The organism is uncultured Stenotrophomonas sp., assembly GCF_945952405.1.
Lineage (GTDB): Bacteria > Pseudomonadota > Gammaproteobacteria > Xanthomonadales > Xanthomonadaceae > Stenotrophomonas.
Genome location: NZ_CAMFIA010000012.1, coordinates 34896 through 54344 on the forward strand (window position 1 = coordinate 34896; position 19449 = coordinate 54344).

Here is a 19449-nt window from a genome sequence, read left to right on the forward strand (position 1 = left end):
TGTCGTGAAATCTATGACTAATTGGGGTCAACCGGTCGTGAAGCCCGGGAGTCTTTCAGTAGCACGCAAGTGAGTCGGTAGACCGTCAACGATGCAGAACAAGTCCAACGGAGGTCGTATGGAATACGGCATGCATGGCTTGGCTGAACGGGTACGCCGCGAACTGGAAGCCAGCTATCACAAACACGGATGCGGTCCGGCGTTCTGGGATACCTACCAGCAGGTGCTGGACCGCCTGGTCCCGCAGGGGACCGAGCGTACCGAAGTCACCAACGAAATGGCGCTGATCATCGAACAGCTGGGCATTGTCCGGCGTGCGCAGCTGGTTCCGCCGCACGCCGGTGGGCCGCGCTGACCTAGAGCAGCCGCCAGGCGCCGCAGGCAAGCAGCGCCAGTAGCATCGACAGCAGGGCCAGGGTCCGTGGGCGCCACCATCGCCGCGGTTGCCCGGCCATCGCCTGCGGACTGCAGTAACGCACCAGCCCCGGACCGAACCCGGCCCGGTGCTGTTGCTGTGCGCAGGCTTCCAGGCAGGCGCCGCAGGCCAGGCAATCGGCCTGCGGCCCCTGGCGGATGTCCAGCTGCATCGGGCAGGCACGCACGCAGGCCGCGCAATCGGTGCAGTCACCGAGCCGGTCGGCGCTGAAGGTCGGCATCGGTCCCGCCAGCAGCGGGTGCGCGGCGCGGAACACGTAGTCCTGCGCGGTGGTCGGGTCGAGCCGCCCGCGACCGCGGCCGAGGACGCCGCCCAGGCCGGATGCGCGCGGCCCGCGTGGCTCGCCTCGGCGGGCGTCGTACAGCATGCGCGGCGTGTGTGGATCGGTCAGCAGCGGCTGCATGCGTGCGAACGGGCACAGCGAACGGCAGACCTGCTCGCGCAGGAAGCCGGCGTTGCCCCAGGTGGCCGCGGCGTAGAACAGCACCCAGAACGTTTCCCAGCCGCTCCAGCCGGCGTGCGGTGCCGCGGTCAGCAACTCGGCGATCGGGCTGAACAGGCCGACGAAGGTGACGCCGGTCCACAGCGACAGCAGCCCCCATGCCAGCTGCGTGGCCGGGCGCGCCGCCGCTGCCGGCAGTACCCGCGCGATACCTGCGGCGATCCAGTCGAACGCGCGCCGCCACAGCGTCTGTGGGCAGGCGTGGCCGCACCAGACGCGCCCGGCCAGATGGGTCAGCAGCGCGAGCGCCATCGCCAGCACTGCCAGCAGGCCGATCAGGATCCCGACATCGTCGGGCCACAGCGTCCATCCGAACAGATCGAAGCGGCGTGCGTTGATGTCCAGCAGCAGCGCCTGGCGCCCGTTCCAGCGCAGCCACGGCAGCGCGTAGAACAGGACCAGCAGGGCGGCGCTGAGCGTGCCCCGCCAGTGCCAGGGGCGGGGCGGTGCGGTGCGGGTCATGCTCATCCCAGCGGCAGCTCGTCGTCGTCGTCGCTCGGCAGCGGACGCAGCAGGTACCAGGTCACCGCGCTGGACAGCGCGGTGACCGCCCAGAACATGAAGAAGCCGGCGGTATAGCCCAGCTCGCGGCTGATCGCGGAACCCGGGAAGCTGATTGCCTGCAGGCGCAGCGGATCGACGAAGGCGAAGAACACCACGCTGGCCAGGCCGGCGGCGATGAAACTGGGCCAGAGGATGGCGCCCCAGTGCTGGATCAACCGCTGGCGGCGGCTTGGAGAAGGTCTGTTCATGCTGTCCCGGATCGAAAAGAGGGCGGCGCGTATACTTCGCCGGGGCGGGCGCCGCATCCGCAGGGCATGCTTCCTGCAAGCCTGCCAGCCTAGGTGCAGCGGACTGCGCCGACATTGATCTGGATCAACGGCGGTGCCGCCTGGCTGCGGCACACTGCCGGCAAGCTTTGGGTGCCCCGATGAACGCAATACCGCCGCCTGTCCTTCCCGTCGCCTCGCCCGAGTTGTGCAGCGAGCAGGAAGTGACCCGCCTGGTCCACGACTTCTATGCCCGCGTCCGCGAGGAGGAACGGCTGGGGCCGGTGTTCGGGGCGCACGTCCATGACTGGCCGGAGCACCTGGCACAGCTGGTCGACTTCTGGTCGGCGATGCTGCGCGGCACCCGCCGCTTCAAGGGCTCACCGATGTCCAAGCACATGGCCATCGAACTGGACAAGGACCTGTTCGACCGTTGGCTGGTGCTGTTCCGGATCACGACCGCCGAGTGTGGCAATCCGCCGATGCAGGAGCTGGCCAACGACGTCGCCGCACGCATCGGCGAGACCTTCTGGAAGCGCTACCAGATGCTGCGCTGGCCGCAGGTCGGATTGCCGGTGCTGGGGATCCCCGCCAAGGATTGATCTGGGTCAAGGCGGTGGCGGCGGCCACGCGCGATGCTGGCGCCATGGACACGTTCTCTCCCGCCGCCGGCGGCCTGGCCTGGACCTTCGACCCCGATCTGCTGCGCCGGCATGACCGGCCGGGGCCGCGCTACACCTCGTATCCAACCGCGCCGCATTTCCACGATGGCTTCGATGCACCGGCGCTGCGCCAGGCGATCGCCGACAGCAACCAGCTGGCCCGGGCGCTGTCGCTGTACGTGCATGTGCCGTTCTGTTCCAGCCCGTGCTTCTACTGTGGCTGCAACCGGGTGATTACCCGTGATCGCGGCCGCGGTCACAGCTACGTATCGCGCGTGCTGGCCGAAGCCGATCTGCTGGCGCCGCAGTTCGAGGATGGCCGCGAGGTGATCCAGCTGCACCTGGGCGGCGGCACGCCGAACTTCCTGGATGCCGAGGCGATGACCACGCTGGTGGAAGGGCTGCGCCGGCGTTTCGATTTCAGCAGTTCGCCGCAGCGTGACTTCTCGATCGAACTCGATCCGCGCTTCATCGATACCCGTGACGTCGCCCTGCTGGCGCGGCTGGGCTTCAATCGTGCCAGCCTGGGTGTGCAGGACTTCGATCCGCTGGTACAGGCATCGATCAACCGCGTGCAGGGCGTGCAGCAGACGCTGGACATCCTGCAGGCCTGCCGCGACAGTGGCATGCGCTCGGTCAATGTCGACCTGATCTACGGCCTGCCGGGGCAGAGCCTGGAGGGCTTCGGCCGCACCCTCGAACGGGTGCTGGCACTGCGCCCGGACCGCTTGGCGGTCTATGGGTATGCGCACCTGCCACACCTGTTCCGCGCGCAGAAGCAGATCGACGAAAGCCGCCTGCCTTCGCCGGAGGACAAGCTGGCGCTGCTGGGCCTGGCGGTGGAGCGGCTCTCCGCGGCCGGCTACCAGTACATCGGCATGGATCATTTCGCGTTGCCGGAAGAGGACCTGTCGCGTGCACAGCGCGCCGGCCAGCTGCATCGCAATTTCATGGGCTATACGACCCATGCCGACACCGACCTGCTCGGCCTGGGGGTCAGTGCGATCAGCCATATCGGCGCGACCTACAGCCAGAATCCGCGCGACCTGCCGTCGTGGGAGGATGCGGTGGACCAGGGCCAGCTGCCGGTCTGGCGTGGCGTGGCGCTGAGTGCCGACGACCAGCTGCGCGCGGAACTGATCCAGCAGCTGATGTGCCAGGGCGAGGTGGATGGCCGCGTGCTGGGCCAGCGCCATGGTATCGATTTCGAGCAGTACTTCGCCGAGGACCTGCGCTCGGTGCAGCGGTTGCAGGAAGATGGCCTGGCCGAGTACCGCGCAGGCGTGGTGCGTGCCAGCGAGCCGGGGCGGCCTCTGCTGCGGCTGCTGGCGATGTGCTTTGATCCCTACCTGCGCGCGGCGCACACGCAGCCGCGCTATTCGCGTGCGATCTGAAGGGGTGTGGCTTCCTGCAGGCGTCAGCGCTGCAGGAGCCGGCCGATCAACGCTTCTTGCCGAAGCCGCGCTCCGGATGGCTGGCGGCCATGCCGCCGCTTGCAGTGGTACGCCACCTGCCGCTCAGGTCGCGGGTGCTGATCGAGTAGGAGCCATCGCTGTATTCGGTTCGCCACCTGCCGCTCAAGTCGCGCGTGCTGGTCGAGCGGGCACCGTTGCTGTACTGGGTGATGATCCGGCCGCTCAGGTCGCTGGTCGTGTCGGAGTAGCTGCCGTCGCTGTAGGTGGTGCGCTTGCGGCCGCTGAGGTCGGTGGTGGTGACCGAGCGGCTGCCGTTGCTGTGCTCGGCGATCACGCGCTTGGACTGGTCGCGGGTGATGCGGCTGGAGGAGCCGTCGCTGTGGCGGATATCGAGGCTGCCATCGCCATTGCGACGGCTGTCGGAGTACGACTGCGCAAGCGCAGGAACGCTGGCCAGGCACAGCAGGGGAAACATCAGGACAGACAGCTTCATGTGCGGGTTCCTTGTGCAATGCCCCGAAGAGCGGACGCCATCCTGCGCTGCGATGTTGGTGCCCGGAGCCGGAATCAGAACCCCTTGTGCTGCAAGGGGCTCAGGGGATTCTGGGGAAAATATGGGCAGTCCTGCAGCTCTCAGGGGCCAACGCGCTGCTCACAGCAGTCTAGCCGCCGCTCCTCCTCTCGTCATCGGCCCAACGTAGGACCTCCGACCGTTTCCACTTCTTCTCGTTTCCGATCTGAAGCGGGGCAGGGAAGCTGGGACGGCACGCAAGCCTTTCAAGGAAGCCGCGCCGGTTGGGCTTCCCGTCCGGCGTCGTCAGGCCCAAGAGGACGGCACAGGAATCCGCGCTGAGCCAGCGTTCACCTTCGATCATTGCGGCCAGAACTGTGATTGTCGGGTCAGGAACAGGCTGTTCGATCACTGCGCCTCCTCAGCCGAGCTCAAGACGCAGGAAGCCGCGCCAGGTTTGCGCAGGTGCGACGCGTACTCAAGCCACAGCAGCGCTCCGGCCATTTCCTGGATGGTCTGTTCGAAGGAGTCTCCGGGTGCCACCGAATGGGCGACCTCCGGCCATTCCTTACCCATCAATTGTGCTGATGCACGGGCTTGGTTGATCTTGGCTCCGTCGGCAGCGGCAAAGATCCCAAACGTGATTGCGCGCCGGATGTCCCTGACTGCTTTGGCGGAGATCTGGTAGTCGGGTTCGTCCTCAAGGTGGGCCAAATCGACCAGGTCATCGAAGATGCTCATGCTTCGGCTCCTGCGGCCCGATACAGGCCGGTCGCGATATCGAGAAGAAAATCCATCGTCACGACCTCGTCATATCCGAACGAGACGTCCTTGCCATTGGCATCTCGCATGCCTTGCCACAGCAGGCCTTGCACGTGATCGGTGAGAAGCCTGGCCTTGCTCAGTGCGACGTCCAGATCCTGCCCGGATACCACCATAAGTGGCGACCCGGGGATTGCGATTTCCTTGGTCTTTTCCGGCGTGGCCGCATTGCTCATTGGGCACCCCCGGCGTAACGCAGCGCCCTGCACATTTCGAGAAGGTCAGCGAAGACGAACAAGTCGTCATCGGTGATCCGGTCGCTGTCCATGTTGCTCAACTGCCGATGGACATAGTCGAAGTAGATGTTGGCCTTCAGGTCACTGTGCATTGTGTCGATCCCGGCGCAGACCTGGAGCAGCGGGGCATTGTCCTGCACAGGGATCAGGCTGAACGGCTCTTCTTTGGTGAGGGGGGTGTCAGACACGGGCGGCCTCCTTCAGGGGCTGGCGGCACACGTCCCGCTCGTTGTCACGCAGGTAGGTAAGCAGGTCCTCCGACTCGGAGAGGAGGCTCTCCATACCAAGCATGAGGCAGTCCACGGCATGTTCAGGGAGGGGGGCATACAGCACGCGTTCTTCTTCCTCGCAGGCATCCCGCAGGTCCTGCTTGGACGTGAAGTCTCGGCGGATCACGTCGAGGATGGCGATGGCTGCCTTGGTGTTCTGGTCGACCCGGACCAAGCGGTTGGTCAGGCAGTCGGAAAGAGGGTTGTCCCTCCACATCGAGCTCAGGTAGTGCTCACTGACCGCAAGCCGTGCTTCTGCGGTTGGTTCTGCCGGGGGTACACTGTTCTTCGCCATGTTGGCTTCCTTGATCTGGTCGATTACGGGTGCGGCTTGGCAGACGGCTCGAGCGTTCCCGCGCTCGGGCCGTCACTGTTTTTGAGGTTCCAGTCGGGCTGGAAAGTGACCGCCCGATCCACAGAAAGGATCGACGGTGCGTAGACGTGTAGTTCTGCCTTGTTCTTGTGGGCGCCTCGCAGTTGTACTTGGATGCCGTCGCCGATGTAGACCGTCGTACCTGCCTTCACCGTCATGACGATCGGCCTACCGTGAGGGGTAGGTGTTTCCCTACTCATGTTTCAGGTTTCCTTTGTTCAGGTCCTCGTGTGAAAATGCAAAAGTCGGGGGATGTGCGTCACTCGCTGCTGCGACGCAAAGAACGACGTTCGGATTTTTGGCGACTGCGATCTCAATCATTCGTAGCGGAACCAGCACGACCGCTGCGCTGCCTAGGGCCACCCAGGCCGCACGAAGAAGCCTAGATGACGATCGACTCGGCGCTGTGCCGTAACCGCCGCTCTGACAAGGGTGGTTAGGATTCATGCCGCTGCCTTTGCCAGTTCAGCGCCTATGCGAGCGATGCCCTTTGGCGTGATCCTGGCTTGTTCAACGACCTTGTCGGTTCCATCCTCGCGCTGAACGGTAGTGACTTTGTGGCACATGACGCCTTGCTGGATCCGTTCTTGGTAGGCGAGCCAGCCGCTGTGGCCCGGACGTTGGTAGACCCAACCATGAGCCACCAGCCAGCGCCGCAGATCTACCGGGCGGACCTGCAGAACCTTGGCCGCGTCTCGCATGCACAGTGAGCCATCGGCTGCAGCTATCCGGTTCAGCGTAGCCAGCTGCGGCGCCTGTTCCGCGACCGTCTGCTCCAGGCTGATCACTTTCTCGGTGTAAGTCAGAAGCAGGCAGCGCATCGCAAGAGGATCGTTCAAGACGGCCATCGGGGCGGAGGACCGCATCTTGACCTTCTGGGCCATATCAAAGAAGGCCCTCACCAGGGACTTCTTGAAAGAGCGCACGATTGGGCTGTTCCGCATGTACGCCAGAAGCAGGGTGGCCTGCTGTTCGTTCAGTTCGGCGATCTCTCGCGTCTGCGTTCCCCCAGCTGTTGAAAAGGGGCGCATTTCAAATTGCACCCTTCCGAACTCCTCCAAGTCCGAGACATAGACACGGACGAGCTGGATGACCGCCCTATGCTCATTGCCAGTGTTCTCGGCGATGGTCTGGGTGCTGGTGACGGCGATGCCACCGTTAAGAGTTACGAGATCTTTCATGGAGATGGTTCCTTGAGGCCTAGGGCCTGCTTGATCAAATTGGAGAGAGTCCAGTTGAGGGAACGTTCGTCTGCCCTCGCCTTTGCCTCAGCTGCCGCCCTGACCTCGGGCGGCAAGCGGAGGGGGAAGGGGCCTACCTGCGGCCGGTCATGCTGTGGCTTGGGAGTTGCAGCGCGAGTCGCGGACACGGGAGTTCCTCTGGTTGGTCTGCGAGTCACGGTGAATCATGAGTCACCGTGATCCTTGGCGTCAATAGGGCGATGAGTTACGGTGACTCATCGATAAAAGTGTCGTTAATGATTCGTTCATGGCCAGAGACATCACACCTTTTCCCCTCCGTCTTCCTGCAGATCTGCGCGATCGCTTGGAGCAGTTCGCAAAAATGGAGGCGCGATCTCTCAACGCTGAAATCGTTTCGAGACTCGAGGCGAGCTTTCCCACCGTCGAGATGGAGATCTATCGAACTCGTGGGGAGGAAGTGAACAAGCTGGACTTCGCAATCCAAATGGCCGAAGAAGTCATAGCCGCATGCGCTGTGAGGCTGGAAAGCGGTAGCCTCACGACTTCTGAACGTGAGGCCTTGGAGACGGACAAGGCTCGCGAGGAGAGTCGGCTCCTGAAGCTCAAGGGTCTCCAAGATCGATTGTTCTACGACATGGACTTCATCACTGGTGATCAGCGCTTCACCAAGAGCGGAAAACCTTGGATTGCGGACGACAAGTAGTCTCATGTCGGCATCCCTGGGCAGGCCTTCAGCTTTTGCTGAACTCGCCTCGGATGCCGGGATTGCCCTGACCTACGCAGGCGACGGCCGTCAGGTCTCCCGATGCGAGCCAGCCATGTCATGATCCGGTCCGGGACTACGGATAGGGGGATCCCATGACTAGGAAGACCGTGAGCATTCTGCTCATCGTGTTTGTCGTATTGGCCATCGTGATCTACACCCAGCTCACGATCTTCGTCATCCAGCCCATCGGCGCTGTTCCCGAGGGCAAAACGCTGGTCATCCTTCGGCTCAACAAGACCGAGTTCATCGACAGCGCCGATGCCATGTGTGAGCGAGAAATGGGCGGCGTCTCGCTGCTTTGCCGCTTGGGAATGATGGGCGGGGTCGCCAGCAACAGCACCGTCTTGCTCCGCTTGCCGTACAGCCAGGCGCTCTACAACATCTCGACAGGCGGCAAGAGTTACGACCGCTGAGGGAGGTCTGTGGCGAGCATCTGCTTGCCTGTGGGCGAGGGGAGAGCTGCTTCGGCAGCATCCCGCGAGAGTCTTCATTGATTCACCCCATTGCTCGGCCGTTGCCAACATGGGGCTACGCTACAATCAAAATTGTGGGTCAATCAACAATAATTGTTGTTGCCGGTTGGAAATAACCGTCCTAATTGTGGAACGCTGGTCGCCGCCAAAGAAAAACCCCGCCGGAGCGGGGGATGGCGACAGCGTTGACTAATCAACACAAAGTTGATAACTGGCGTGGCGTCTGCTATGGTCGAGATGAGATCTGAGCGGAGGCACCGTCCTCCTATTAGGATCTCTCCGGGGCGCCTTAGGCGCCCCTTTTTTATAGCCGAACTACACCATTCGGATCGCGTGGCGAGGCTTGTCGAAGCAGGATCGGGGCAAGCTTATTGAAATATGCCCGCCCGCCGGACTTCCGCATGTACGCGTTCGGCTGCTCATTCTGATACAGCAGATACGCTACTAGGTCCGCAGACTGTATAAACATAGAATGCGCTGAGTCGCGAAAACTTGGGTCTTCCAGGACTCTGCTCACCATTAGATTACGGTAGCCGCCACCAATCTGGTTGGGCACTGGGTTGTACGCCCGCATTCGTCTGAACATTGCGATTAGCTGCGCCGAAGGTTGGCCGTCAGCGAAAACCATGCCGGACTCGCGTTGCGCGAGAGGGGTAGGGAAGTTGGCATAGCCCAACGTGTTTTCGAACCGTTGCACTAGAGCTTGCCAAGCCTTCGCATGAACGTCGTAAGTTGCCGGTTTGTTCGCTTTGTCGACCACCACGTTGATCACGCTCAGGTACGGCAGCGCTGCCAGCTCGGTTGTGAAATGTCTAAGGATCGCAAGTCGATCATGCCGCTTGATTCGAACCAATGGTCCGGGGCTTGTAATGAACTTCGCAGAATGGATTTCCTCGCGTAGCTTGAGCCCGAACGAGGATCTCATCCTTTGACGGAAAGCCAAGAGGGCCTTCTGCATATCGTTCCAGTGTTGCTCATTCACAACTAGCCCGGTCAGGGTAAAGATCGGGGATGGTGAATTTACGAGTCCGGGGTCTCCGCTCTCGTCGACATACATGAAATACATGAGGCTCCTCCTAAGCCTAAGTTAGTCCGCCCAGCCACCGATCCAGTGCACGCGGCCAACGACCGTGATCGGTTCTCGCTTTGAGTCCATCCGCCGTGGCTTCTGCCAGTGGTGGTCGCCCTTCGGGTTGTCGCTAGCGAAGAATACCGTGCCATCCAGCACCATTGCTCGCTTCACGTAGTACTCCGGGTTGGCGGCACCATGGACCTGGATCAGGTACAGCACGCCATCTACGACCCGGGTGTCTGAGGTGTCAAACAGGATTGCGTCGCCGTCCTCAATGGTCGGTTCCATCGAGTCGCCCTTGCCGTAATAGATGGCCAGGTTACGCCCGTAGATGCCCCGCCGCCGCAGGCTGGTCTTCTTGAACTTCAGGCTGTGGGTCTCGGCGTACTCCTCTGCCTCAGCACCTGCAGCGCCCAAGCCAACAGCCTGGGAATAGCCCGTGACGTCCATGTACTCATTGTCGTCTGCCTGGTGACCCTGGGGCGGTGCTCCCAGCATGTCGCCCACGCCTAGCGCCAGCCAGAGCGGGTCGACGTCCAGTGACCGGGCAATCTCGGCAAGTGCGCCGGTCTTCTTGGCCTTGCCGGATTCGAGCTGGGCAATGGCCTGCTGGGAAATCCCCACAGACTTGGCGAGGGCGGTTTGAGACAGGCCGGAGCGCTCGCGCGCTGCAACCAATCGCTCAGCAAGGGTCGTATCCATACGGGGAGCGTGACCATCCTTGTTGTAATCGTCAAACAATTATAGTTGTGGTTCTACAGGAAAAGTAGTAGCCTCATTGACTATGAGCGAACCTCTTGAACAACTCAGGGCCGCGGTTGCCGCGGCTGGCGGCCAAAAGGCTCTTGCGGACCTGATTACCGGGTTGGGGCATCCGATTCGGCAGGCGCACGTCTGGAACTGGATGAACCTCCAGGGCGGGTTGACCCCGCCGTACATGGCGCCACTTGTGGAGGCTGCGACAGGCGTCAGCTGCGAGCTGCTCCGCCCGGATCTGCGCTGGGACCGAGATGCCGAGGGCACGGTGGTCGCCTACGGCGTGACCTTGCAGCCAGTTGAGCGTGGAAAGAGCAGGGCAAGGCAGTAGCGGCTGGTTGCTGGCAGCGAACTAAAGACTCGCCTGAAGGATCGGGCGCGAGGGAGCAAGGACGGCGACCACCCTGCATGTGGAAGTGGCCATGCAGGTGTCTGGCGCTACGAGCGTGACGCGCTCGGGGGACAACCCAATGTCCAGATGCAACGAAGCCCCCGCTGTCGGGCAGACAGATGCGGAGGCTTCGTTCAGAGCGAGGCCACTATGCCACACCACGAATCTGTTGCAACCCTGAGCGCGCTGGGGCCACGGCCCTATGGCGAAGTCATGCAGGAAGCTCTTGCCCGCATCAAGGAGCGCCATGCCAGGCCCTTGGTCATGCTGCAGGAGCGTCTTCCCGACGGCCGAATCGCGGTAGAGATCTACGACCGGACCCGCCCGGGCGACGAACCTACCTACGACTTCTACTGTTCCGGCCCGCAGCAGGCGCTGGAGTGGATCCAGCAAATGTCCAGCAAGCGCTGGATTACCACGGAGCACCTGGGTGCCTTCGCCACGTTGATGTTGGCTGCTTTCCCGGAAGTCTCGGGGGTATCGGCATGAGCTTTGAGGCGATGGCCTGGGCGGTGAAGTGGAAGCTGCCGGCCCAGCAGAAGCTGGTCCTGATCATGCTGGCCAACCGCACAAATGCGGATACGGGTCGCTGCGACCCTTCCCATAAGAAGCTCGCCACGGATTGCGGCATGAGCGCCGATTCTGTGAAGCGTGCGATCACGGGTCTCGAGTCCGCTGGCCTTCTTTCCATCATTCGTAGGACGCGCGAGGGCGTAAGTTTGCCCAACCATTACACCCTCCATTTGGGGGTGGTGGGTGCTGACAGCACCGACGGGTGGGTGCACACAGCACCCAGGGTGGGTGCTGACAGCACTACAAAACAGGAATCTAACCAGGAAGTAGAAACAGATGCGTCGCCTGACGGCGACACGGACGCCGACGAGGGAGGGCAGGAGCAAACGAGTCTGCTCGGAGCGGGGCCGGCTACCGGCTGCCCACACGAAGCAATCATCGCTGCCTACCACAAGGAACTGCCGAACTGCCCTGAGGTGCGAGGGTGGAGCAAGAAGCGGCAGGACCATCTGCGTGCGCGCTGGAAGGAAGAACCGTGCCGGCAATCCGTGGAATGGTGGCGCGGCCTGTTCGCTTGGATGAAGGAGAGCGATTGGCTGATGGGTAAGTCCGGTAGCTTCCTGGTCTCCCTGCCGTGGCTGATCAAGTCCGAGGAGAACCTGCTGAAGGTCATTGAAGGCACTTACCACAACAACCGCAAAGGGGAACAGGGCTGATGCGCTTTGACCCCAATCTGCCCCCGCATAGCGTTGAGGCCGAGCAAGCTGTCCTAGGTGGCCTGATGCTGGCTCCCGAAGCATGGCCGCTGGTGTCGGACACGCTGTCTGCTGAGGACTTCTACCGACACGATCACCAGCTGATCTTCGAGTCGATCCGCACGCTGGCGGAGAAGCGGCGCCCGTTCGATGCGGTCACCATCGGCGAGTGGTTTGAGTCGCGCGGGAAGCTGGGCCTCGTCGGCGACGGCACCTACATCACGGAGCTGGCTAGCACGACGCCATCGGCTGCCAACGTGGCTGCGTATGCGGAGATCGTGGTCCAGTACGCCGGCCGGCGACGACTGGCCGAGGTCGGCCGCAAGGCGATGGAGTCTGCCCGGCAGCAGGATGGCCGCGAGTTCCCTGAGCTCCTGGCCGAGCTGACGCAGGACATCGCCGGGCTGCAGCCGGCTCAGCGCGGCGGGCTTCGGCTTGCCGGAGAGACCATGCACGGGTGGTACAAGCGCTGGGAGGACCGTTACCACAATGGCGGTGGCCTGACCGGCCTGGAAACCCCTTGGGCAGAGTTCAATCGGGTCACGCACGGGTTGCAGCCGTCGACTGCGTACCTGATTGCGGGTCGCCCGAGCATGGGCAAGAGCATCGCGGCGTTGAATGTTGCGGTGTACACCGCGCTGAAGGACGTCACGGTCGGCCTGTTCAGTCTGGAAATGAGCATGGACGACTGCCACGACCGCAATGTGGCCAGCGTCGGCAAGATTCCGCACGAGTGGGTTACCCGTCCTGGTCACGGAGCCGAGGACAGCGAGATCTATCAGAGTCGCCTGACACCGACCATTCGGGACCTCAAGGCGGCGCCACTGTACATCGATGACACCGCCTCTCTGAATGTCCGGCAGTTCGAGGCCCGCGCCCGCCGGATGCATCAGCGCACGCCCCTGCAGCTGCTGGTCATCGACCACATTCACGACTTCGACGTGGACCCGCGCATGGCCCGATTTGAGTACGGTCGCATCCTGCAGAAGGGCAAGGACCTAGCGAAGGAGTGGAAGATCCCGCTGGTGGCGCTTGCCCAGTTGAACCGGAGCGTCACCGGGCGCACTGACCGACGCCCGACCCTTTCCGACCTGCGTGAGTCTGGAGAGCTCGAGCAAAAGGCCGACGTCGTCGTGCTGCTGCATCGAGAGGACTACTACGACACGCCCGAGCAGCAGACCCATCTGCAGGGCGTAGTGGAAATGCACTTCGCGAAGGGCCGAAACATCCGCGCCGGCGAACGGATCAGCCTGCAGAACCGTTTCGATCAGATGCGTATCGACAATTGGGACGGCCCGCTGCCCCGCAAGCCAGAGGCCGCGAACGATGACCCGCCGCCGCGCCGGGCCAGCTATGGCCCTGGCCGTAAGTCCTTCGGAGGGATCGGTCGGTGACCTTCATCCCAACAGGATCCCAAGCACTCAGACATTTCGCCGACACCCTCGACCAGCAGGCGGAGAGGCTCGACTGCCTGCTGTGGCGTGATCGCGGCCAACGCTCGAGCACAGCTCTGGCCTACCGCGCATCGGCCTCGCTCGCCCGGCAGCAGGCTTCGAAGCTCGAGTTGCTGGAGAGGCAGGCATTTACATGCACTGGAGGCCAGAAATGACCTTGTCGCTGAAGGAGCAGTTGAAGCACTGGGGGCACTATCAGGAGCACCAGTACTGTGCGCCTCTGGATCCCGAGGACCTGCCGAGCAAGGCGGACCATCCCCTGGCGCGCGCGCAGCAGTTTGCGTCAGGAGCGAAGCAGGGGCGGGCGCCGCTCCCGCGCGATGGTCATGATCGTCGGATGCTCATGGGTGCAGCCTCAGGCCGTGTGAGTCGAAATGGCGCAGTGCTGCCCGTCGCCCAGTGGGCAGTGGACCCGATCCCGTGTTCTGAAACCCGGGCGATGGTCTCGCGGTCGCCCGCAGCAGCTGTGATGGTCGGTTCCCCTGAGGAGTACCGATGGGTCGATCGCGCGCTGTCCGATCTCTACCGGCAGAACATGGTCCGCGCGCTGGTGGTGCTTGAAGAGTTCACCGGCCGCGGTAGCCAAGCTAGTCGTGCGGAGGTGGTGGCCAAAAAGCTGGGCGGCGCGTTCACCAAATGGCAGTACCGGAAGGAACTCGACAAGGGCATGGCGTTCCTAGAGGCCAGGCGTGCATGAGGAACCTCACAATCGCCCAGGCCGCGCGCGACGCTGTGTACCTGTGCGTAGCTTGCTGTGAGGACGGAATTGTTCGCATCAGTGTGACCCGAAACCCGGAGGGGAGCATCCGCCGCCGTCCTAACCTGGCCGCCGTGCAGTGGGCATGGGTCGGAAGCGAGTCCCGTGCGAAGCTGCTGGTTCGCCGACTTCGGAGGCAGTGGGCATCGCGCCATGTACTTGGCGAAGGCTACCAGTTTGACTACGGCTCGGAAGGCGACACGTTTCGTGATGCCTTGGACGCAGCCTTTCGAGACGTGGCGAAGGAATCCCCGCAATGGGAGAAGCTGGGGCCGGAATCGCTGATGGTGTTGAAATCTACGCGAGCCGGGCGCAGCCGGGACGACGTAATCGCTCTGATTGGAGTGAACTGATGGGGTGCAGATGCAGCACCCCTCCGGGAACCGTCACCCATAAGGAGGACGGTTGCAGACGTGTCAGCGCGGAGCGGGGTGGTATTTGTGGGCTCCGACGCCGTTGATGATCGCCGTGGCGGTCAGGCTGAACCCATGCTCGGCCATGCGCAGAAGGTCGGCAGGGAGCTTCGCTTCCTGTAGGCGTGTGCTGAGCTGAGCCTTGCCGATCTCGTTGTTCTGCCGCAGGCGTTCCGTGAGGGCGGCCAGATCCCCTCTCTGGTGAGTTCCGATAAGGGTCAGTAGCGCCCGCTCCTGGGCAACGTCCCTGCCGATGAGGCGGGCAATGTAGTTCTGATCGTCCGTGTTCAAGCGCGGTCCTCCTCCTTTTGGATGAGCGGCTATCGTACTGCCAGAACAATGCAAATAACGCTTGAACGTTGCCAACGTTTCGGTATAGTTCTTGGCAGAGTGGGGGATTCTCCACTTTAAACGGCCCCTTTCGAAGTGGGCCGTTTTGCCATCTGCCTAATGGACTGGACGGATCATCGTGAAAAGTAAAGCTATTACTATGGTCGGCGTGATTGCGACTGCCGTATGGTTGGCGCTCACCGCAACCTACGTTTGGGCCAGATGGTCGGAATTCTTGGCTATGGAACCGAATTCGCTGGGAGACTTCGTCGCGGGTGCTTTCGGTCCGCTGGCACTGTTCTGGCTAGTCTGCGGGTACTTCCAGCAGGGAATCGAGCTTCGACAGAACACTCAGGCTCTACAGAATCAGGCTACCGAGTTGCGTAACTCTGTGCAGCATCAGGAGCAGATGTCACAAACGGCGATCCGTCAGCTTGAACTTGAGAAGGAAGTGTTAGAGGCTAACATGGCGCGGGATTTGAAAGCTGCAGCAGATGCTGAGCCCGATCTCCAACTGCTCGCTATTGATCACACCGAAGTGGGTGGGCAGAAGCATAAGTACTACGTGCAGTTGCCATTGAAGAACGTTGGGGCAGACCTTGAGCTGTTGGAGTACAGAGAACAAGGTGTCGAGAATGTTATTGCTCGCGGTGAGCTGGGATCGATGCAATCGGTTACCTTTTACTTCGATGGTCCGCTGCCATCGTATACCACTGCCAGCTACATCCATTTGACCCTAAGAGACCAGGTTAAGCGGCGGCACTTGCGCTCGATCCGCTTGACCCCGAGCAACGGGATGTACTCTGCTGAACTCCTTCCACCTGACTTCAAGCCGGAATCGTGATATTCGTCACGTAAGATGGGCGCCAGTATCGGCCAATTGGTCACGTCATCCACCTCTGGCTGAGCTCCTGCCAGCAGTGTGCACGTCACAATGCATAACCTCATTGTCGCTGACTTAGGTAGTGATCTTGCCGGCGACGCTGCTCTGTAGCATAGAATCGCCGTGACCTAGCCTAGCAAGGAAGTCCTGTGAATCTGGGAAAAGACCTGGTTGTGACTGTGGGGGCGCAAGAGCTAGTCCCAGTTGCTGAAGATGTAATTGAAGCTCTCGTTGATAGTTCGCTCGATGAAGGACTACTGAAGGACCTACCCTTCTTGTCCACGATTTTTGCGGTGGGCAAATTTGGTTTTTCTGTTCGTGATCGACTTCTTTCGCAGAAGATAGTGAAATTCCTGAATGAGGTAGCCACCCTTTCGTGGAGTGACCGAGCGAGAGCAGTGGACGAGCTAGCCGGGAACGATGGCAAGCAAGAAAAAGTTGGAGCACTTCTTCTGGATATGCTTGACAAAGCGGACATGGATGAAAAGCCGCGCTTGCTTGGCAAGCTCTTTGTCGCCATGGGTCGGGGTGAGATCAGGAGTGATGACTACCTCCGTATGGCTACCATGATCAATGGCGTGTATGCCGGTGATCTCCGTGCTCTTGCCGAGTCCAAAGAGCTCGACAGTCTAACTATGAATCGGCGATTTGCCCTTCAGGCCAATGGCTTCCTGCAGTACTCCATCAAGAACCCAATTAATCCAGCGGGTTCTGTAATGAGTATGAAGGACATGGGCGAGGCGCTATACAACAGGCCGTTTGAATTCGCTTGGGCAATTACAGATGATGGCAGAACTATCCTGAGGCACTGCTTCTAAAGTCAGGGTCAGATCGGCCAAGCTTTGACCGATCAAGCATCCACCTAAAGGCCTCCGGCGTATGCCGGGGGCTTTCTCTTTTATGGAGACGTCATGGCGCAGATCACTCCCCAACTGGCTGGCGGCGTGAACGTCGTGGCCTTCCTCGACATGCTGGCCTTGTCTGAAGGCACGGACAACGGTAAGCGACCCACCAAAGACCGCGGCTATGACGTGATCGTTGGCGGGGAGTTGTTCAAGAGCTACGCCGACCACCCGCGCGTGCTGGTGGATCTGCCGAAGCTGAAGATTCAGTCCACGGCAGCCGGCCGCTACCAGCTGCTGCGCCGCTACTACGACGCCTACAAGAAGACGCTCGACCTGAAGGATTTCACTCCCCTAAGCCAGGACCTGATTGCGCTGCAGCAGATCCGGGAGCGCCGCGCTCTGCCGCTGATCCAGGCGGGCAAGATCACCGAGGCCATCAAGGCGGTCAGCAACATCTGGGCGAGTCTGCCCGGAGCCGGCTACGGCCAGCCGGAGCACAAGCTGGCCGACTTGCTGGCGGTCTACCGCCGGGCCGGCGGGACGGTGGCGCCATGATCGGGGGCGATGTGGACTGGCAGGCCATTGGGACCGCGTTTGGCGGCCTGATGGTTGGCGCTGGCGGCGTGGCGCTGTGGTGGCGCAAGCAGTTCGTAGAGACAGCCAGGGAAGGGGCGGAGGTCAACGTGATCCAGTTGATGCGCGAGGAAGTGACCCGGCTGGGCGAACGGGTGGGACGGATGGAGGCCAGGGAGCTGCGCTTGATCCGCCACATCTACCGGCTTGAAGGGCTGATGCGCGCGGCAAGCCTGGAGCCGCCGCCGTTCGACCCGGACAGCGACACGATCAGAGCAGGAGGTTCGGAATGAACGGAGATAGGCCTAGCGAATGCTCTGTTCCGGCGAAACTCACTGTCGTGTGCAGCGCTGCGCAGCTGACCGCGGAACTGAGGGAAATTGGGGAGCGGGTTTCCCGCGCTCCCGGATATCTCCAATGGATGGCGTTGCAGGTGCTTGAGGCCGACGAACACGGCATCGAGCTGGGCCATATCGACCCTGAACATCCTTCCATATCCAGTGCATGTGAACTCCGGGGTCTGCCTCAACTCTCCAAGTGGCTTCGTCTGCTGCTGCTCGCCCTTCGGGAGCATGAGGAAGAGAGAAGGCACGGGGAACGATCGGAGCAGAGCATGGATGGCTCTGACTTGGGGACGACTGTTATCCGCTGCGCGGCGGAAGATTTGTCGCAAGTTGCGAAGCCATAGCCAGTAGCTCGTCGGCAATCGTCTCTTGGCCAGCTGCTTTTAGACGCAGGGCGTGTCTTCGGAGTGTTTGGAGGAATCGCTCCATTGGCAGTACGCCATCCTGGTGAAGAGCAATAGCAATTGCCATCACTGCGGCTAGAGCCGTAGGCCCGGTGTTGTCCATGTCGCCCTCCCTGGGCTGTGTTGGTAGCACGCGCAGCGTACTCCAGGCAGGGCGACTCATTCATATAGGTGCCCAATGCTGAACCCTCTTCGTCCCTACGCCGACCTGCTCAAGGTGCTGGCGGTTCTGGTGCTGGCTGGTGGTCTGTTCGTGACTGGCTGCGAGCGCGGTGAAGATCGCCAGTCCGCCAAGGACCAGGCAACCATCGCCAAGGCCGACAAGGCGCGCGCTGCTGCTGAGGCTGAAGCTGCCGAGAACTTCCGCGCGGCCAACGCCTGCGGGCTGCTACTGAAGGACGTGAACCGGCAGAGCCAGGCGGCAATCGATGAGGCAGCCCGGCAGAAGGAGGCAGCCAATGAGGCTGCGCGCCGGGCCGAGGTGGCAGCGGCCGAGAGTCAGCGCCGGGCTGATCAGGCCAGCCGCGCGCTGCAGGACGCCAAGACCCAGCCGGCATGCCGGCAACAGCTGGAGCAGAAGCTATGCGACGCCATTCCATTGCTGTGATCCTGGCCGCGGCGCTGCCGCTGTGCGGGTTCGGCAGCTGCAGTAAGGCCAGCAGGCCGGACATCCCCCAGTTGGTCTATGTCACGGTGGAGACGGCAGTGGCGCCCCCGGCCTTACTGACCCAGCCCTGCCAGATCATCCGCGTGCGGGAGCGCTCGGTGGAGCAGGTGGTGTCCGCCTACAACGCCAACATCCTGAGCCTGCAGCAGTGCAACAAGCAGCTGGGCGAGATCCGGGAGTTGGGCGTTGACCGGGTGAAGCGATGAACCGTCGGGTTCTCGCCCTTGGCCGGTTGAAGACCGGCGAGATGAACAAGACCGAGGCCGCGTATGCAGAGCGGCTGCGCGCGCTGCAGGCGGCTGGTGGGATCCAGTGGCACCGGTTCGAGGGCATGAAGCTGCGCCTGGCCGACAACACGTTCTATACCCCGGACTTTGCGGTGATGGCAGCCGACGGCGTCATGGAGTGCCACGAGGTGAAGGGGCACTGGCAGGACGATGCACGGGCCAAGATCAAGATTGCAGCGGCCATGTACCCATTCCGCTTCATCGCGGTGAAAGTGCGGCGAAAGCGCGATGGCGGTGGCTGGGAAGTGGAGGAGTTCTGATGCACGCGACAGTGATTGCGTCTGTCCGCCTGCAGTGGTGGTTGCGGTGGTATCTGGCTGCCGTGGTGTGGCTCGCTCGGGCAACGGGCATGGACCCGAACTGGGATCGGGTGGAGTGGTGGATACGCCGTGGCCTGGTGATCCGGGCTGCAGGGCCTGGCCAGTGAGCGTGGCTCGCGGCCGCAGGACCCGGCAGACCGGCGGTAGCTCCTTCGCCCACCTGTACGGCACCGCGCGCTGGCAGCGCACGCGCAAGGCGCAGCTGGAGCGTGAGCCGCTCTGCAGCCGGTGCAAGGCACGCGGGCATG

28 protein-coding genes are annotated in these 19449 nt (G+C 62.2%); 16 read left to right on the forward strand and 12 right to left on the reverse strand.

The window, feature by feature from the left end; all coding sequences use genetic code 11:
• The first annotated feature begins 118 nt into the window (after nucleotides 1-118).
• Nucleotides 119-355 (forward strand): hypothetical protein, encoded by a 237-nt coding sequence (locus Q0P60_RS13410; RefSeq protein ID WP_294994150.1) that lies wholly within the window; start codon nucleotides 119-121, stop codon nucleotides 353-355.
• A 1-nt stretch (nucleotide 356) separates the two neighbouring features.
• Here the strand turns inward: Q0P60_RS13410 and Q0P60_RS13415 are convergent, their stop codons facing one another.
• Both Q0P60_RS13415 and Q0P60_RS13420 read right to left on the reverse strand, forming a co-directional pair.
• On the reverse strand, nucleotides 357-1406 hold the full coding sequence (locus Q0P60_RS13415; RefSeq protein WP_294994152.1) for a 4Fe-4S dicluster domain-containing protein: 1050 nt from the start codon (nucleotides 1404-1406) through the stop codon (nucleotides 357-359).
• The gene (locus tag Q0P60_RS13420; RefSeq protein WP_294994155.1) at nucleotides 1403-1690 is read right to left on the reverse strand and encodes a hypothetical protein; all 288 of its coding nucleotides are present in this window, start codon (nucleotides 1688-1690) and stop codon (nucleotides 1403-1405) included. Before Q0P60_RS13420 ends, Q0P60_RS13415 begins: the two co-directional genes overlap by 4 nt.
• 179 nt (nucleotides 1691-1869) lie before the next feature.
• Here Q0P60_RS13420 and Q0P60_RS13425 point away from each other — a divergent pair, with 179 nt between their 5' ends.
• Nucleotides 1870-2310, forward strand: a complete 441-nt coding sequence (locus Q0P60_RS13425; RefSeq protein WP_294994158.1) for a group III truncated hemoglobin — start codon at nucleotides 1870-1872, stop codon at nucleotides 2308-2310.
• Nucleotides 2311-2354: 44 nt separating this feature from the next.
• A complete protein-coding gene (gene hemN, locus Q0P60_RS13430) occupies nucleotides 2355-3764 on the forward strand; it encodes an oxygen-independent coproporphyrinogen III oxidase (protein WP_294994161.1) in 1410 nt (469 codons plus the stop codon).
• Between the two features lie 46 nt (nucleotides 3765-3810).
• Here hemN and Q0P60_RS13435 read toward each other — a convergent pair whose 3' ends face one another.
• From Q0P60_RS13435 to Q0P60_RS13465, 7 genes are all read right to left on the reverse strand, one after another.
• Nucleotides 3811-4278: a hypothetical protein gene (locus Q0P60_RS13435; protein WP_294994164.1), complete on the reverse strand. Its 468-nt coding sequence runs from the start codon at nucleotides 4276-4278 to the stop codon at nucleotides 3811-3813.
• Between the two features lie 426 nt (nucleotides 4279-4704).
• Entirely contained in the window at nucleotides 4705-5037 is a 333-nt protein-coding gene (locus Q0P60_RS13440) for a hypothetical protein (protein ID WP_294994167.1), read from the reverse strand.
• A complete protein-coding gene (locus tag Q0P60_RS13445; protein ID WP_294994170.1) occupies nucleotides 5034-5294 on the reverse strand; it encodes a hypothetical protein in 261 nt (86 codons plus the stop codon). Before Q0P60_RS13445 ends, Q0P60_RS13440 begins: the two co-directional genes overlap by 4 nt.
• Complete coding sequence (locus tag Q0P60_RS13450) at nucleotides 5291-5542, reverse strand: hypothetical protein (protein WP_294994173.1); 252 nt, start codon at nucleotides 5540-5542, stop codon at nucleotides 5291-5293. The genes Q0P60_RS13445 and Q0P60_RS13450 overlap by 4 nt, the downstream gene beginning before the upstream one ends.
• On the reverse strand, nucleotides 5535-5918 hold the full coding sequence (locus Q0P60_RS13455; protein ID WP_294994176.1) for a hypothetical protein: 384 nt from the start codon (nucleotides 5916-5918) through the stop codon (nucleotides 5535-5537). Before Q0P60_RS13455 ends, Q0P60_RS13450 begins: the two co-directional genes overlap by 8 nt.
• Before the next feature lie 23 nt (nucleotides 5919-5941).
• Nucleotides 5942-6154, reverse strand: coding sequence for a hypothetical protein (locus Q0P60_RS13460; RefSeq protein WP_294994179.1), 213 nt, complete (start codon nucleotides 6152-6154; stop codon nucleotides 5942-5944).
• Nucleotides 6155-6439: 285 nt separating this feature from the next.
• Complete coding sequence (locus Q0P60_RS13465) at nucleotides 6440-7177, reverse strand: phage regulatory protein/antirepressor Ant (RefSeq protein ID WP_294994182.1); 738 nt, start codon at nucleotides 7175-7177, stop codon at nucleotides 6440-6442.
• 307 nt (nucleotides 7178-7484) lie between these two features.
• Between Q0P60_RS13465 and Q0P60_RS13470 the strand changes: the two genes are divergently transcribed.
• Together Q0P60_RS13470 and Q0P60_RS13475 are read left to right on the forward strand one after the other, a co-directional pair.
• Nucleotides 7485-7901: an Arc family DNA-binding protein gene (locus Q0P60_RS13470; RefSeq protein ID WP_294994185.1), complete on the forward strand. Its 417-nt coding sequence runs from the start codon at nucleotides 7485-7487 to the stop codon at nucleotides 7899-7901.
• A 170-nt stretch (nucleotides 7902-8071) separates the two neighbouring features.
• A complete protein-coding gene (locus tag Q0P60_RS13475; RefSeq protein WP_294994188.1) occupies nucleotides 8072-8377 on the forward strand; it encodes a hypothetical protein in 306 nt (101 codons plus the stop codon).
• A gap of 364 nt (nucleotides 8378-8741) precedes the next feature.
• On the opposite strand, the gene Q0P60_RS13480 is transcribed toward Q0P60_RS13475, so the two are convergent.
• Complete coding sequence (locus tag Q0P60_RS13480; RefSeq protein WP_294994192.1) at nucleotides 8742-9503, reverse strand: DUF3800 domain-containing protein; 762 nt, start codon at nucleotides 9501-9503, stop codon at nucleotides 8742-8744.
• A gap of 21 nt (nucleotides 9504-9524) precedes the next feature.
• Nucleotides 9525-10211: a S24 family peptidase gene (locus Q0P60_RS13485; protein WP_294994195.1), complete on the reverse strand. Its 687-nt coding sequence runs from the start codon at nucleotides 10209-10211 to the stop codon at nucleotides 9525-9527.
• A 658-nt stretch (nucleotides 10212-10869) separates the two neighbouring features.
• On the opposite strand from Q0P60_RS13485, the gene Q0P60_RS13490 reads away from it, so the two are divergent.
• The 4 genes from Q0P60_RS13490 (at nucleotide 10870) to Q0P60_RS13505 (ending at nucleotide 14075) form a co-directional block, all read left to right on the forward strand.
• Nucleotides 10870-11145, forward strand: coding sequence for a hypothetical protein (locus Q0P60_RS13490; protein WP_294994198.1), 276 nt, complete (start codon nucleotides 10870-10872; stop codon nucleotides 11143-11145).
• Nucleotides 11142-11885: a helix-turn-helix domain-containing protein gene (locus Q0P60_RS13495; protein ID WP_294994202.1), complete on the forward strand. Its 744-nt coding sequence runs from the start codon at nucleotides 11142-11144 to the stop codon at nucleotides 11883-11885. The genes Q0P60_RS13490 and Q0P60_RS13495 overlap by 4 nt, the downstream gene beginning before the upstream one ends.
• A complete protein-coding gene (locus Q0P60_RS13500; RefSeq protein ID WP_294994205.1) occupies nucleotides 11885-13318 on the forward strand; it encodes a replicative DNA helicase in 1434 nt (477 codons plus the stop codon). The genes Q0P60_RS13495 and Q0P60_RS13500 overlap by 1 nt, the downstream gene beginning before the upstream one ends.
• Nucleotides 13319-13529: 211 nt before the next feature.
• Nucleotides 13530-14075 (forward strand): hypothetical protein, encoded by a 546-nt coding sequence (locus Q0P60_RS13505; protein ID WP_294994208.1) that lies wholly within the window; start codon nucleotides 13530-13532, stop codon nucleotides 14073-14075.
• A 476-nt stretch (nucleotides 14076-14551) separates the two neighbouring features.
• Here Q0P60_RS13505 and Q0P60_RS13510 read toward each other — a convergent pair whose 3' ends face one another.
• Nucleotides 14552-14839: a hypothetical protein gene (locus Q0P60_RS13510; protein ID WP_294994211.1), complete on the reverse strand. Its 288-nt coding sequence runs from the start codon at nucleotides 14837-14839 to the stop codon at nucleotides 14552-14554.
• 178 nt (nucleotides 14840-15017) lie between these two features.
• On the opposite strand from Q0P60_RS13510, the gene Q0P60_RS13515 reads away from it, so the two are divergent.
• The 7 genes from Q0P60_RS13515 to Q0P60_RS13545 all read left to right on the forward strand — a co-directional run bounded on the left by Q0P60_RS13515 (nucleotide 15018) and on the right by Q0P60_RS13545 (nucleotide 19141).
• A complete protein-coding gene (locus Q0P60_RS13515) occupies nucleotides 15018-15722 on the forward strand; it encodes a hypothetical protein (RefSeq protein WP_294994214.1) in 705 nt (234 codons plus the stop codon).
• Between the two features lie 188 nt (nucleotides 15723-15910).
• Nucleotides 15911-16579, forward strand: coding sequence for a hypothetical protein (locus Q0P60_RS13520; RefSeq protein ID WP_294994217.1), 669 nt, complete (start codon nucleotides 15911-15913; stop codon nucleotides 16577-16579).
• A 93-nt stretch (nucleotides 16580-16672) separates the two neighbouring features.
• Nucleotides 16673-17161 carry a glycoside hydrolase family 104 protein gene (locus Q0P60_RS13525; RefSeq protein WP_294994220.1) on the forward strand — a complete coding sequence of 163 codons (489 nt, stop codon included), beginning with the start codon at nucleotides 16673-16675 and terminating at the stop codon, nucleotides 17159-17161.
• Entirely contained in the window at nucleotides 17158-17472 is a 315-nt protein-coding gene (locus tag Q0P60_RS13530) for a hypothetical protein (RefSeq protein WP_294994223.1), read from the forward strand. Before Q0P60_RS13525 ends, Q0P60_RS13530 begins: the two co-directional genes overlap by 4 nt.
• A gap of 633 nt (nucleotides 17473-18105) precedes the next feature.
• Nucleotides 18106-18534, forward strand: coding sequence for a hypothetical protein (locus Q0P60_RS13535; RefSeq protein ID WP_294994226.1), 429 nt, complete (start codon nucleotides 18106-18108; stop codon nucleotides 18532-18534).
• The gene (locus Q0P60_RS13540; protein ID WP_294994229.1) at nucleotides 18510-18800 is read left to right on the forward strand and encodes a hypothetical protein; all 291 of its coding nucleotides are present in this window, start codon (nucleotides 18510-18512) and stop codon (nucleotides 18798-18800) included. Before Q0P60_RS13535 ends, Q0P60_RS13540 begins: the two co-directional genes overlap by 25 nt.
• Nucleotides 18797-19141 (forward strand): DUF1064 domain-containing protein, encoded by a 345-nt coding sequence (locus tag Q0P60_RS13545; protein ID WP_294994232.1) that lies wholly within the window; start codon nucleotides 18797-18799, stop codon nucleotides 19139-19141. Before Q0P60_RS13540 ends, Q0P60_RS13545 begins: the two co-directional genes overlap by 4 nt.
• Nucleotides 19142-19449: the final 308 nt, after the last annotated feature.

Excerpts from the sequence above, each read along its gene's own strand:
- Q0P60_RS13410 (WP_294994150.1), top strand. The coding sequence starts at position 119 with ATGGAATACGGCATGCATGGCTTGGCTGAACGGGTACGCCGCGAACTG.
- Q0P60_RS13415 (WP_294994152.1), bottom strand. The coding sequence starts at position 1,406 with ATGAGCATGACCCGCACCGCACCGCCCCGCCCCTGGCACTGGCGGGGC.
- Q0P60_RS13420 (WP_294994155.1), bottom strand. The coding sequence starts at position 1,690 with ATGAACAGACCTTCTCCAAGCCGCCGCCAGCGGTTGATCCAGCACTGG.
- Q0P60_RS13425 (WP_294994158.1), top strand. The coding sequence starts at position 1,870 with ATGAACGCAATACCGCCGCCTGTCCTTCCCGTCGCCTCGCCCGAGTTG.
- hemN (WP_294994161.1), top strand. The coding sequence starts at position 2,355 with ATGGACACGTTCTCTCCCGCCGCCGGCGGCCTGGCCTGGACCTTCGAC.
- Q0P60_RS13435 (WP_294994164.1), bottom strand. The coding sequence starts at position 4,278 with ATGAAGCTGTCTGTCCTGATGTTTCCCCTGCTGTGCCTGGCCAGCGTT.
- Q0P60_RS13440 (WP_294994167.1), bottom strand. The coding sequence starts at position 5,037 with ATGAGCATCTTCGATGACCTGGTCGATTTGGCCCACCTTGAGGACGAA.
- Q0P60_RS13445 (WP_294994170.1), bottom strand. The coding sequence starts at position 5,294 with ATGAGCAATGCGGCCACGCCGGAAAAGACCAAGGAAATCGCAATCCCC.
- Q0P60_RS13455 (WP_294994176.1), bottom strand. The coding sequence starts at position 5,918 with ATGGCGAAGAACAGTGTACCCCCGGCAGAACCAACCGCAGAAGCACGG.
- Q0P60_RS13460 (WP_294994179.1), bottom strand. The coding sequence starts at position 6,154 with ATGACGGTGAAGGCAGGTACGACGGTCTACATCGGCGACGGCATCCAA.
- Q0P60_RS13465 (WP_294994182.1), bottom strand. The coding sequence starts at position 7,177 with ATGAAAGATCTCGTAACTCTTAACGGTGGCATCGCCGTCACCAGCACC.
- Q0P60_RS13470 (WP_294994185.1), top strand. The coding sequence starts at position 7,485 with ATGGCCAGAGACATCACACCTTTTCCCCTCCGTCTTCCTGCAGATCTG.
- Q0P60_RS13480 (WP_294994192.1), bottom strand. The coding sequence starts at position 9,503 with ATGTATTTCATGTATGTCGACGAGAGCGGAGACCCCGGACTCGTAAAT.
- Q0P60_RS13485 (WP_294994195.1), bottom strand. The coding sequence starts at position 10,211 with ATGGATACGACCCTTGCTGAGCGATTGGTTGCAGCGCGCGAGCGCTCC.
- Q0P60_RS13490 (WP_294994198.1), top strand. The coding sequence starts at position 10,870 with ATGCAGGAAGCTCTTGCCCGCATCAAGGAGCGCCATGCCAGGCCCTTG.
- Q0P60_RS13495 (WP_294994202.1), top strand. The coding sequence starts at position 11,142 with ATGAGCTTTGAGGCGATGGCCTGGGCGGTGAAGTGGAAGCTGCCGGCC.
- Q0P60_RS13500 (WP_294994205.1), top strand. The coding sequence starts at position 11,885 with ATGCGCTTTGACCCCAATCTGCCCCCGCATAGCGTTGAGGCCGAGCAA.
- Q0P60_RS13505 (WP_294994208.1), top strand. The coding sequence starts at position 13,530 with ATGACCTTGTCGCTGAAGGAGCAGTTGAAGCACTGGGGGCACTATCAG.
- Q0P60_RS13525 (WP_294994220.1), top strand. The coding sequence starts at position 16,673 with ATGGCGCAGATCACTCCCCAACTGGCTGGCGGCGTGAACGTCGTGGCC.
- Q0P60_RS13530 (WP_294994223.1), top strand. The coding sequence starts at position 17,158 with ATGATCGGGGGCGATGTGGACTGGCAGGCCATTGGGACCGCGTTTGGC.
- Q0P60_RS13535 (WP_294994226.1), top strand. The coding sequence starts at position 18,106 with ATGCTGAACCCTCTTCGTCCCTACGCCGACCTGCTCAAGGTGCTGGCG.
- Q0P60_RS13540 (WP_294994229.1), top strand. The coding sequence starts at position 18,510 with ATGCGACGCCATTCCATTGCTGTGATCCTGGCCGCGGCGCTGCCGCTG.
- Q0P60_RS13545 (WP_294994232.1), top strand. The coding sequence starts at position 18,797 with ATGAACCGTCGGGTTCTCGCCCTTGGCCGGTTGAAGACCGGCGAGATG.